We start from the raw sequence: 11,932 nt of genomic DNA, 5'->3' as shown, positions 1-11,932 counted from the left end.
CCCGACGAGGCGCCTTCCAGGGGTCAGCCGGTCACGGTGTCGGAGTCGACGGCCTCGGCCTTGGCGCGGTCGATCATCGACGCGAGTTCACGGACCGTGGAGTGCTCGAAGATGAGCGTGAGGGGGAACTCGACACCCCATTCGTCCCGCAGCTGATACGTCACCAGTGTGGCGGTCATGGAGTGCCCGCCGACGGCGAAGAAGTTGTCGTCGGGGCCGAACGCGTCGTGTTGCAGCACCTCGGCCCAGATGGCCGTCACACGCGCTTCGGTCGGTGTCGGCTCATCGCTCTCGGCGTTCAACACGAAGCTCTCCCCCATGAGTTGGCCAGTCCCGCCCGGCGGCCCTGCGGTGGCATCCGGGTACCGGAGGCATCGTACGTCACGATGCCGTACGGCGTGGAGATCATTTCAACGAACCTCGGCAGCTCAACTTTCCCTGTCCATAAGAGCCTTGACCGGCCGGAGGGGCTGTGCATAGCCTCAATCAGCCGACTCGGCTGCACGGGGGGATCAGGGTCAACTGTCGGCACCGGCCGACGTTGCGCCCTTCGGCGCCTCACGTGGAGCGTCCCTCGAGAGCCGCCCCCTTCCGAGAGGTTTCCCTGTGCTTCGCGTTGCCCTGGTCAATATGCCTTTCGCCGACTGGAACCGCCCGTCGTTCGCCCTCAGCCAACTCGCGGGCCTGGTCGGCCAGGAGTACGCCGACCGGGTCACCGCCGAGGTCCACTACCCCAACGTCGACTTCACGAAGTACTTCGGTGTCGCCACGTACGAGGAGATCTCCGGCGACATGACCCACCTCTACAGCGGGGTGGGGGAATGGCTTTTCCGGCACATCGCCTTCCCTGACGAACCGGACAACACCGACACGTACTTCAGCCGCTACTACCGCGAGCCGGCGCAAGAGGGGTTCAGAGAAGACCTGTTGCGTTACCGCGACGGCGTCGAGGAGTTTCTGGCCGATCTCATCGACCGCTACGACCTCGCGTCCGCGGACGTCGTCGGGCTCACCTCGATGTTCGCGCAGACGGTGCCGGCCCTCGCCCTCGCCAAGATGGTCAAGGACCGCAACCCCGAAGCGGTGATCCTCCTCGGCGGGTCGAACTGCGAGACCTCGATGGGTGCCGTCCTCGCGTCCGAAGTGCCCTATCTGGACTACGTGTTCTCCGGGCCGAGCCTGGTCAGCTTCGCGGCCTTCCTCGATCACATGCTGGCCGGCACGAGAGACGAGATCTCCGGCATCCGGGGCGTCATCAGCCGCGACAACTGCATGTCTCCGCAGGTCCGGCTGAGCGTGGGCCGGGACCGGGACATCAACGACTACGTGCCGCTCGACTACGACGGCTTCGCCGCCGCCATGCGCGACGCCGAGGAAACCATCGCGGAGGGGAAGCTCGAACCCACCCTGTTCTTCGAGACCTCGCGCGGATGCTGGTGGGGGGCGCGCAGCCACTGCTCGTTCTGCGGGCTCAACGACGAGACCATCGGGTTCCGGCAGATGGACCCCGACCTGGCGGTCCGGCAGTTCGAGTGGCTCTTCGACTTCCACCCGCAGTTCAAGAACTACATGTGCACCGACTACATCCTCCCGAGGAACTACCCGGCGGAGGTGTTCCCGAGGGTCGACGCCCCCGACGACGCGTCCATCTTCTACGAGATCAAACTCCCGCTGAGCGTGCCCCACGTGCAGGCGCTCGCCAAGGCCCGGGTCAACCGCGTCCAGGCCGGGATCGAGGCCGTCAACAGCGAGATGCTCAAGCTGCTCGGCAAGGGCACCACGGCCTTCCAGAGCCTTCAGTTCATGAAGCTCTGCCTCCAGTACGGCATCCACCCGGAGTGGAACCTCCTCGTCGGCGCCCCCCGCGAGCCCGAGGAGATGTACGCCAAGTACGAGCGGGACTTTCCGCTCCTGGCCCATCTCACCCCTCCGACCGGCGCCTTCTTCATCCGCTTCGACCGGTTCAGCCCCTACTTCAACGAGCGGGTCAAGTACGGCCTCGACCTGCGTCCGATGGACTTCTATCCGCTGGTCTTCCCCTTCGAGCCGCAGCAGCTGGACCAGCTGGCCTACTTCTTCACCGACCATGGGGCGGCGCCGTACGCCCTGCCCGCGCTGAAGTGGTACCCCACCCTCCAGAGGGTGGTGGCCGCATGGCAGACCCACTGGAAGGACGACGCCGAGCGGCCCCGCCTGGAACTGATCCGGGACGGCGACGCGTACCACATCGAGGACACCCGGTTCGGCGAGCCGCGGAGGATCCTGGTCGACGCGCACACGCTGCGTCTGCTCCGTACGCTCAACTCACCCCGTCGCCGCGACCAGTTGACCGCTCCGGAGGGCATGAGCGAGGCCGACCTCACCCGGACGTTGGAACTGTTCCACGACCACCGCATCCTGTTCGAGGAGGAGGGACGCCTGCTCAGCCTGGTCACGGGCGTCGATGCCGTCGGCTAGAGGAGCCGGTGGACCACAGGCGTGACGCGGCGACGAGGCGAGGGTGATGGAAGCGAGCAGCACGGGCGGGCCGGAGCGAGCCCCGCAGAAGGAAGCTCCGGTACCCTCCGCCTCAGCGCCGGGCGTGGCCTGGCCGCACTTCGGCCGCCTCTGGCTGGCGAGCGCCGTATCCGCTCTCGGCGACGGCGTACGCAACACCGCGCTTCCGCTGCTTGCCCTCTCCTTCACCGACAACCCGGTGCTGCTGTCGCTGACCACCATCGTCACCGCGTTCGGGATGATGATGGCGCCGATCGGCGGCGTGTGGGCCGACATCTTCGACCGGCGGGCCCTGCTGATCGCCATCGACCTGGCGCGGTTCGTCGTCGTCGCGCTGATCGCCGTCGGTGTGGTGACCGACTCGCTCAACCTGCTCTTCGTCTACATCGCCGCGGCGGTGCTCGGCATGGGCGAGTCCGTCTTCCTCGTCACCGCCCAGGCCTTTCTGCCCAAGGTCGTACCGCCCGACCGGCTGACCACGTCCAACGGCCGGCTGCACGCGGTGCAGGTGGTGCTCCGGGACAGCGTCGGCCAGCCGCTGGGCGGTGTACTGTTCGCGTTCGCCGCGGCGGCGCCCTTCATCCTCGACGGCGTCTCGTTCCTGCTCGGCGTCCTGCTGCTGCTGTTCCCGGTGCTGCGCACGGCGCGGACCGATCCGGCCGGGCCGCGGACCAGCTGGTGGCAGATGATCCGCGAGGGCATGCGCTATCTGCGGGAGGACAGGCTGCTGATCCGGCTGGCGGTGGTCCTCGGCACCCTGAACTTCTTCACCATGAGCCTCGGTGTGCTGATGGTCCTCTACGTCGTCCAGTGGCTGGACCTCCCGGAGAGCGCGTACGGCTTCTTCCTCGCCGCGAACGCGCTCGGCGGTGTGGTCGGCGGGCTCAGCAGCGACTGGGTGCGGCGCAGGATCGGCGTACTGCCCGGAGCCCTGACGGCGCTCGCCGTCATGGGCGTCGCCTGTCTGCTGCTCGGCGGAACCCGGACGCCGGCGGTCGCCGCGATCTCCTTCGGGGCGGTCGGCTTCGGCATCGCGACCTGGCAGACGCTGATCACGGCGTTCCGCCAGGCGACCATTCCGCAGGACATTCTGGGGCGCGTGAACGGCGTGTTCCGCCTCCTGTCGGTGTGCGTGTCGCCGTTCGGCGCGATCACCGCCGGTGTCGTCGCCCAGTTCACGGAGATCAACGTTCCGATGCTGGTCTCCGGCGTCGGAATCCTCGCGCTGACCGCGATCAGCGCGAGGCCCCTACTGCGGCTGGGCGCCGCGCAAGCCGTCCGGTGAGCCGGGACCGGCGGTGTGCGGCCACCCAGGGGCCCTGGCCTTGAGGGCCTTGAGAGGGCTCAACCCGACGGGTCTGCCGACTTCACTCGTAACGCAGGCGAAGTGACTCCCGTTCGGCTTCCTCGATCTGGTCGACGGTGAGGCCGGGCAGGTTCAGTTGGGCCAGCGTCACCTCGGCGCTGGACGGCTGGGCCTCAGCAGGCACCCACCGCTCCGGTTGCCAGGCGTTGCCGCGCATCAGCGACTTCGGGCAGTGGGGGTAGACCTCCTCGACATGCACCACAATCGCCGTGACCGGCGGCTTTCCGACGGCCGTGAGTTGGTCGAGCAGCTCCGGGCGTGCTGAGACGCAGGCGCGGCCATTGACTCGCAACGTGGTCGGGCGGCCGGGAATGAGGAAGAGCAGTCCGACGCGTCCGGTCTGCAACACGTTGTGCAGGGTGTCGAGACGCTTGTTCCCGGTCGCGTCGGGTATGGCCAAGGTCCGCTCGTCGAGCACCGAGACGAACCCGGCCGGTCCGCCACGCGGCGTCACGTCCGCCCGCCCCTCGGCGTCCGCACTGCCGATGAACATCAGCGAGGAACAGCCGATCAGAGCCCGGGCCTCCTCGGTCAGGTGGTCGATCTCCTTGCGGAGCGCGTGCGGGTTCGGCTGCGGGTAGAACTCGCGCAGCTGGTCCGGTCTGGTGAGGGCGTCCGCCTGGAGGGATTCGAAGAGCGAGCCGGCGACCCCAGTGTCGATCATCATACGGATGACCCTAAAAGATGACCGCGTAGTGCGCGGGTCAACGGGTGATCTCGCCCGCGTTGACCGATCGGGCCGGGTGACCCGCTGTGCGCTCTTCCAGGGATGCCGCTGGCGAGCCTCGCGCGCAGGCCCTCCCGGGCGGTCGGAGTACATGACTCTCCAGCGACGGCACGGGACGAATGCCCCGGAGACCGGGCAGCGTGGGCGGAAGTGGAAGACGGCCGAGAGGTTGCTGGCGGCACTGGCAGCGCTGATCGCTGTGGTCGGCGGTGCGGTGTGGGTGGTCCAACGGGCCAACGAGGTGTACGGCGGACAGCCCGACGAGGTCTTCGGCGACTTGTGACTGAGCGGCTGGGTTGGCCCGTGAGCGCTTGAGTTGACCCGGGTGAGCGTCGTGGTTGGCCCGCAGGGCAGAGGTCGCCTTGCTCATCTGCGTGGTTTGCGGAAGAAGCGGTACGGCGGGCCAGGTTGGCCGGCCGTGGATCTGGCCGGTTTCCCGGCACTGGCGTCGGTCCCGGTTTGCGGGTTCACCTCGAGGGCGGGACAGCGGCATCGCCCCGGGCTGACATATCGGACTTCCTCGTGCTGCTGCCGGGGCTGCGGCGCTGATCGACGGCCGGCCCCCTGTCGGCGGCTGGGGCTACCGTGCGTAGATACACGAGTCCAGCGCAAATAGAGGGAGATCATGACCATACTGGAGAACCGGCCGAACACCGTGCTCCTTGTCGTCGACGTGCAGAAGGGAGTCGTCGAAGGGGCCCACCAGCGCGACGTGGTCGTCGCGAACGTCGCCAGCCTCGTCGAGCAGGCGCGGCGGGAAGAGGTCCCGGTCGTCTGGGTCCAACACTCCGACGAGGAGCTCACGAGGGGGAGCGACGACTGGCGGATCGTCCCGGAACTCACTCCAGAGGACGCCGAGCCGCTCGTCGAGAAGAGCTACGGCGACTCCTTCGAGGACACCACTCTGGAAACCGTGCTGTCGGGGCTCGGCGTGGGGCGCCTCGTCGTCGTCGGTGCGGAGACCGACGCCTGCATCCGCTCGACGCTCCACGGCGCGTTCGCCAGGGGATACGACGCGACCCTGGTCAGCGACGCCCACACGACGAGCGACAAGACGGCATGGGGTGCGCCGCAGCCGGACCAAGTCATCGCGCACACGAACCTGTACTGGACCTACCAGACGGCGCCAGGCCGGACGGCTGGGACAGTCGAGACCAAGGACGTCGTCTTCGGCGGCACATCCTGACGGCTGAATTGCACCCTGTGGGCCAGCCGCTACGCTCACTGGCCACCGCGAACGCTCACGGGCCAACTCTGCCGCTCAGTCACACGACTGCGGAGTTCACTCCCGCAGGGAACTTCCGCAAAACCATTGCCATCACTGCATACGTCGTCACAAAGCACAAGGAACGGACGGACGACATGTTCCAGTCTCCCTACATTGCGGCCGGCGGTAACGACTGACGGGCCAGCCGTGGCTCAGGCGAGCGGACAACGCGGGGGCACTCAGCAGCAGCGGCAGCCCTCGGCGCATCCGCACGCGTCTGCCTCGCCCTTGGTGGTCGTGTGATCGACAGTCGGCGCGCAGCAGCCCTTGCCCTGCCAGGCGTCCCGGCCTTCCTTGACGGCGATGGCCGCGATGACGAGGGCGGCGACCGGGTCGGCCCAGGACCAACCCAGCAACAGGTTGGCCAGCAGGCCGACCAGGAGCACGGCGGAGAGGTAGGTGCAGAGCAGAGTCTGCTTGGAGTCGGCGACGGCGGAGGCGGAGCCGAGTTCACGGCCGGCCTTGCGCTGGGCCGCGGACAGGAAGGGCATGACCGCGAGGGACAGAGCGGCGAGCACGATGCCTGGGAGCGAGTGTTCAGCTTCGCCGTTGCCGGTCAGAGCGCGCACGGAGTCGACGGTGACGTAGAGCGCGAGCGCGAAGAAGGAGAGGGCGATGATCCGCAGCGTGCGCTTCTCCCGGGCTTCCCGGGCGGCGTGGTCGTGGGCGGAGAACTGCCAGGCGACGGCCGCGGCGGAGGAGACCTCGACGACGGAGTCGAGTCCGAAGCCGATCAGCGCGGTGGAGGAGGCGATGGTCCCGGCGGTGATCGCGCAGATGGCCTCGATGACGTTGTAGGTGATGGTCGCCGCGACCAGCAGACGTATTCGCCGGGCCAGCGCGTCCCGGCGGGCCGGGCTCGGACCGAGGGACATCGCGGTCATTCAGCAGCACCCCTTGTCGTCCGCGTCCGCGCAGGTGCGGTCTGCCTCGACGGCGACGACCGCCGTGCGCAGGTCGTCCAGGGCGTGGGCGAGGCGTTCGTCGGCGAGCTCGTAGCGGGTGCGGCGGCCGTCGGGCACGGTGACGACCAGGCCGCAGTCGCGCAGGCACGCCAGATGGTTGGACGTCCGGGTGCGGGAGATTTCCAGAGCCTCGGCGAGGTCGGCCGGGTAGGCGGGCGCTTCGCGCAAGGCGAGCAGGATCCGGCAGCGGATGGGGTCGGCGAGGGCGCGACCGAACCGCGCCAGGACTTCGATGTCGGCAGCGAGAGTCAGCACGCTCCGACAGTACACGCATCAGTGAATTCAGGAAAGGATGAATCGTCTGGTTCGGCGACGGCTGATCTCGGCGGCGCAGTCGGCGCTGAAGCTCCGCGGTCGCGGTGCCGGTTGGCGACGGGCTTCCGGCCGAGCCGCAGGGCGACCTTGTCCCCGTCGTCGTGACGTGCTCGGTCGTGAAGAGGGTGATGCGGTCGGCGGGCTGAGTGAGCAGCGGCAGGCGCAGTCCGTCGGCGCGGTCGGCGGCGCTAACCCGTATGACCTCTTGCGGCGCGCGCCGGGTATTCAGGCATGTCTGAATGAACGTGCGTCTGCCGACGGGCGTCTCCTGGGAGCCATGGCTCGGGGCGGGCTGCCGCATCGCGTTCTGCGTTTTCTGGCCTTCGCCTGAAGGGGTACTGGATCATGCGCGCATCTGCTGCCGGCCTGGCGACTGTTGCCGCCACTGCCGCCGCTCCCGTCGCCGCTGTGCAGAGGAGCCCGGGGTGCCGTGTCCACGCGTAGCGGAAGGGCGGCGGGCGCCGTCTGGCTGCGGAGGGCGGTGTCGGTGTGATCAGGATTGGAGTGAGTGAGGCAGAACGCGTCAAGGACATCAACCTGCTCCTAGAAAAGTGTCTGCTCCCGCATATAGGTCGTGTTGAGACTCCATCGCTCACCTATATCGATGCCGTGCTGGAGGCCAGCCTTACGGAATATCGCGCTTTTCTTGATCCACTCGGCGTTGAGTTATTGTATTCAGCCAAACCCTGTACGTTCGATTTTGTCGTGCGTGCCTGTGCTCGCCGCACCGCTGGTATCGATGTCAGCTCTCCCGGCGAGGCGAGACTGGTCCGGGAATGGGTGGGCCCATCGGTGGCGTTGCACTGCACCACCCCGGGCTTGAGTGCCGGCAACTTGGAGACGGTCAGCGAGCTGGCGGATTTCATCAACGTCAATTCCCTACCGATGCTCAGACGGGCGTACCGGCAAGCCGCACACCACGGGGCTTCGATGGGCCTGCGGGTGAACACCGGCCGTTCGGCTTCCAAGGACGCGCGCTACGACCCGGCCCGCCCCGGGTCGAAGCTCGGTGTCCCCCCAAAGGCGTTCGAGGCGTGGGTTGCCGAGGGAGGCGGCCCGGTCATTGACGGTCTGCATTTTCACATCGGCTGTGAATCCCCCGCCTACGCCGCAGCCGCGTCCAGTGTGAAGTGGCTGGCGCGAGTGGCCGCCCCGCTCCTATCCCGCCTGACCTACGTCAATGTCGGCGGCGGGTGGCTACGACCGGCGGCCGTGAAGGGCGCTGAGCACTTCCGGGCCGCGGTCGAGCAACTCCGCGCCTGCGGCGTGCGGCGCATCTTCACCGAGCCGGGCACCGGGATCGTCAGCGAGGCGGGGGTCCTGACAGCACGGATCATCGACATCGTGGACGCGGGAAAGGGGAAGGTCGCGGTGCTCGACGCCCACACCGGGCAGGCACCGGAGACGATCGAGTACGGCTGGAAGCCCGACCTGTACACCCCGGGGAACGAGGTCACCGGCGCCGGCCGCCACGAGTACGAACTCGTGGGCTGCACACCCCATGTGGGGGACGTTTTCGGCAGGTACCGCTTCCGCCGTCCCCTGGAACTCGGGCAGCCCCTGTTCTTCCACCGCCTGGGCGCATACGCCCACGCCCGCGCCACTCAGTTCACCGGGGTGCCGCTGCCGTCCATCTACCGGATCACCGAGGCGGGGACTTTGGCCTTGGTGAGGAAATCCGCGTTCGCCGAGTACCACACGCTCTGGAGCACTGATGCTGACGATCGAGCATGACACCATCGTCGTCCCGAAAACGAAGGCGATGCTGACGTGGCCCGCAGTCGTCGACCTCCTGGCCCCGCGCTACGGCTCGCAGACCATACCCGTGCGCCTCGCGCTGACGGAACAGGCCGACGGGCAGCTCACCTTTGAGGTGACCGGCCTGCGCGGGGCGGCGCCCGATACCCAGAGGTGGGGATCCCTATGGGACTTCCAGCCCCGCCGCCCGGAGCGGACGGGACGTTTCGTCGTGCTCCACGTCGTGCCCACCGGGATCCGAGCAGAGATCGGCGGATTCGCCGGTGACGCCACCCCGGCCACCAACCTCTTGGCCAGCACGTGTGACTACCTGCTCACACACCCCAACGTCGTCACAGCCTCCGACCTGTACTGGGGCAAAGAGAACGTGCTGTACCTGGAGGGCAATCTGCTCAGCCGCTTCCTCCTCGGGCAGATCCATCTGCGTCCCGCCCAGACCCGGCGCCTGGGCGTGCTCATCGACAAACCCCACGCCCCCGAGTACCTCGACAACGTACAGAACGCCATCCACGCCTGCCGCACCGTCGGTGGACTCACCATCGAGCAGGTGTGGGTGTCCGAACAGTCCCTGCGCGCCGAGGTGTTCTACACCCCCTCCGGGCGGGCTCTGGGCAACATCGCCCATATGGACCACATCCTGGAGATCGCCCTCGAAGCCGAGCACCACGTCGATGCGTTGGCCATCACCAGCGAGATCGACGTCAGCCCGAAGGTGCGCCGCGCGTACTACGCGGGCAAGCGCGTCGCCAACCCCTGGGGCGGCGTGGAAGCCGTCCTCACCCACGCCGTCACCACCATGACCGGACTTCCGGCCGCACACGCGCCCATGCTCACCTCGCACTCCGACCTCGTGCCTCCCGACGGCGTAGTGGATCCCCGCGACGGGGCAGAGGTCATTTCCACCAGCTTCCTCTGCTCGGTCCTACGAGGTCTGTCCGCCGCTCCCCAGCCCTCCCCCGCCGGCAGTCCGACGCTCCCCGGCGATACTCGCCTCACCCCCGAGGACGTCGGCGCGCTCGTGCTCCCCGCCGGTGCCGTCGGTGGCATCCCCGCGTTCGCTGCCCTCGCCCAGAACATCCCCCTCGTCCTGGTGCGCGAGAACAACACCGTCAGCTCTCTCCGCATCGAGGACATCCTGGGTGCCCAGGGCCATGGGCCCGCCGAGGTCCATCTGGTCGACAACTACCTCGAAGCAGCGGGCCTCTTGACCGCCCTGCGCGAGCGTCTGAGCGTCGACGCCCTGCGCCGCCCCGTCGCTGTCACACAGCTTTCGGAGCGATGACGCTGCCAGCCGCAGCGGAGCTTGCCCCCCCGCTTTGTACAAAGGCTGCCCTGCCAGAGCACTGTCCGTGCCCCTATGCACCATCCCGGCTCGGTGATCGGAGATCGACGTGCACTCTCCCTCCTCCAGTGCCCGTGCTGTAGACACCCCTCTTGCGGGCAAGCCGGCGCCCACCCGCTCCTCCTTCGACGTCGTCATCGTCGGAGGTGGCCACAACGGACTGGTCGCCGCTGCGTACCTCGCCCGCGCCGGCCGCAGCGTCCTGGTGCTGGAACGGCTGGATCACACCGGCGGTGCAGCCGTCTCGGCGCAGCCCTTCAGCGGTCTGAACGCGCGACTGTCCAGCTACGCCTACCTGATCGGTCTGCTCCCGAAGAAGATCATCGACGACCTCGGGCTGACGTTCCGCGACCGCCGACGCCGCATCGGCTCCTACACCCCGACCACGGTGGACGGCCGGGCCACCGGGCTTCTGATCGGGGACGACCAGGCCCGCACCCGCGAATCCTTTCGTGCCATCACCGGCTCCGATGGCGAGTTCGCTGCCTGGCAGCGCTTCTACCGGATGACGCGACACGTTGCCGAGCGTGTCTTTCCCACCCTTACCGCGCCACTCCCCCGCCGCGCCGAGCTCGAACGGATCGTCGACAGCCGGACCGCCTGGGAGGCGCTGTTCGAGCGCCCCTTGGGCGAGACGATCGAGGAGACGTTCACCCACGACCTGGTGCGGGGCATCGTGCTGACGGACGCACTGATGGGGGCCTTCACCCACGCTCACGACGAGACGCTGCTGCAAAACCGCACTTACCTCCACCACGTGATCGGCAACTGCACCGGGGACTGGAACGTGCCCGTCGGCGGGATGGGCGCGCTCACCGACGAACTGCGGAACGTTGCCCTCGCCGCCGGCGCCGAAATCCTCGTCGGTCACGAGGTGGTGGCCATCCACACCGACGGGACTCACGCGGAAGTCGAATACCAATCGCATGAGACAGAGGGCACAGTGGCTGCCGGGTCGGTCCTGGCCAACGTGGCCCCCACCACGCTCACCCGCCTCCTGGGCCGGAAGCCGGACCCGTCCCACCCCGCGCCCGAGGGCTCACAGGTGAAGGTCAACATGCTGCTGCGGCGCCTGCCGCGCCTGCGCGACGACAAGGTCGACCCCGAGGACGCCTTCGTCGGCACCCTGCACATCGCCGAGTCCTACAGCCAGCTCGAAGACGCCCACCGCGAAGCCGCGGCCGGGCGCCTGCCAAGCACACCACCGTCCGAGCTCTACTGCCACTCGCTCACCGACCCCTCGGTCCTGGGGCCGGATCTGAGGGAACGCGGCTACCACACCCTCACCCTGTTCGCCCTGCAAATGCCCGCACGCCTGTTCCCGATCCCCGGGGACACGGTGAGCGACAAGACGCTGCGCGCCGTGCTGGCCCCGCTGGACGCCTGTCTCGCCGAGCCGATCGCTGACTGCCTGGCGACCGACGCGGAGGGCCGCCCCTGTATCGAGGCCATGACGCCACCGGATCTGGAAACCGAGTTGGGGCTGCCCGGCGGCCACATCTACCACCGCGACCTGACCTTCCCCTACTGCGACGCGGAAACCGGCAGGTGGGGTGTGGAGACCTTCGACCCCAACGTCCTGCTGTGCGGCTCCGGTGCCGAACGCGGCGGCGGAGTCAGCGGCATCCCCGGCCACAACGCCGCCATGGCCCTGCTCAGTGGTGCGCGGAAGAGATCAACCCCGGGTCGATAGGTA

11 protein-coding genes are annotated in these 11,932 nt (G+C 68.2%); 7 read left to right on the top strand and 4 right to left on the bottom strand.

Annotated elements, in window-relative coordinates; translation table 11 throughout:
• Positions 1-23: 23 nt before the first annotated feature.
• Positions 24-305: a phosphopantetheine-binding protein gene (locus tag CP975_RS34015; RefSeq protein WP_167532780.1), complete on the bottom strand. Its 282-nt coding sequence runs from the start codon at positions 303-305 to the stop codon at positions 24-26.
• 301 nt (positions 306-606) lie between these two features.
• Here CP975_RS34015 and CP975_RS34010 point away from each other — a divergent pair, with 301 nt between their 5' ends.
• Entirely contained in the window at positions 607-2,457 is a 1,851-nt protein-coding gene (locus tag CP975_RS34010; protein ID WP_281292900.1) for a RiPP maturation radical SAM C-methyltransferase, read from the top strand.
• Positions 2,458-2,503: 46 nt separating this feature from the next.
• Positions 2,504-3,781, top strand: coding sequence for an MFS transporter (locus CP975_RS34005; protein WP_150477709.1), 1,278 nt, complete (start codon positions 2,504-2,506; stop codon positions 3,779-3,781).
• An 82-nt stretch (positions 3,782-3,863) separates the two neighbouring features.
• Here CP975_RS34005 and CP975_RS34000 read toward each other — a convergent pair whose 3' ends face one another.
• Positions 3,864-4,529 (bottom strand): MSMEG_1061 family FMN-dependent PPOX-type flavoprotein, encoded by a 666-nt coding sequence (locus CP975_RS34000; RefSeq protein WP_055534073.1) that lies wholly within the window; start codon positions 4,527-4,529, stop codon positions 3,864-3,866.
• 151 nt (positions 4,530-4,680) lie between these two features.
• On the opposite strand from CP975_RS34000, the gene CP975_RS33995 reads away from it, so the two are divergent.
• The gene (locus tag CP975_RS33995; protein ID WP_055534074.1) at positions 4,681-4,872 is read left to right on the top strand and encodes a hypothetical protein; all 192 of its coding nucleotides are present in this window, start codon (positions 4,681-4,683) and stop codon (positions 4,870-4,872) included.
• A gap of 342 nt (positions 4,873-5,214) precedes the next feature.
• Positions 5,215-5,775 (top strand): isochorismatase family protein, encoded by a 561-nt coding sequence (locus CP975_RS33990; RefSeq protein ID WP_055534075.1) that lies wholly within the window; start codon positions 5,215-5,217, stop codon positions 5,773-5,775.
• Positions 5,776-6,035: 260 nt separating this feature from the next.
• On the opposite strand, the gene CP975_RS33985 is transcribed toward CP975_RS33990, so the two are convergent.
• Positions 6,036-6,740: a cation efflux transmembrane domain-containing protein gene (locus CP975_RS33985; protein WP_055534076.1), complete on the bottom strand. Its 705-nt coding sequence runs from the start codon at positions 6,738-6,740 to the stop codon at positions 6,036-6,038.
• Complete coding sequence (locus CP975_RS33980) at positions 6,741-7,076, bottom strand: ArsR/SmtB family transcription factor (protein WP_055534077.1); 336 nt, start codon at positions 7,074-7,076, stop codon at positions 6,741-6,743.
• Between the two features lie 564 nt (positions 7,077-7,640).
• Here CP975_RS33980 and CP975_RS33975 point away from each other — a divergent pair.
• The 3 genes from CP975_RS33975 to CP975_RS33965 all read left to right on the top strand — a co-directional run bounded on the left by CP975_RS33975 (position 7,641) and on the right by CP975_RS33965 (position 11,929).
• Complete coding sequence (locus CP975_RS33975) at positions 7,641-8,870, top strand: type III PLP-dependent enzyme domain-containing protein (RefSeq protein WP_150477708.1); 1,230 nt, start codon at positions 7,641-7,643, stop codon at positions 8,868-8,870.
• Positions 8,851-10,176: a DUF3326 domain-containing protein gene (locus tag CP975_RS33970; protein WP_055534079.1), complete on the top strand. Its 1,326-nt coding sequence runs from the start codon at positions 8,851-8,853 to the stop codon at positions 10,174-10,176. Before CP975_RS33975 ends, CP975_RS33970 begins: the two co-directional genes overlap by 20 nt.
• A gap of 109 nt (positions 10,177-10,285) precedes the next feature.
• Entirely contained in the window at positions 10,286-11,929 is a 1,644-nt protein-coding gene (locus tag CP975_RS33965) for a phytoene desaturase family protein (protein ID WP_150477707.1), read from the top strand.
• Positions 11,930-11,932 lie beyond the last annotated feature (3 nt).

Source organism: Streptomyces alboniger, from assembly GCF_008704395.1.
GTDB lineage: Bacteria > Actinomycetota > Actinomycetes > Streptomycetales > Streptomycetaceae > Streptomyces > Streptomyces alboniger.
The sequence above is the reverse complement of the archived record's forward strand: the minus strand, read 5'-3'. Positions and strand labels throughout refer to the sequence as shown.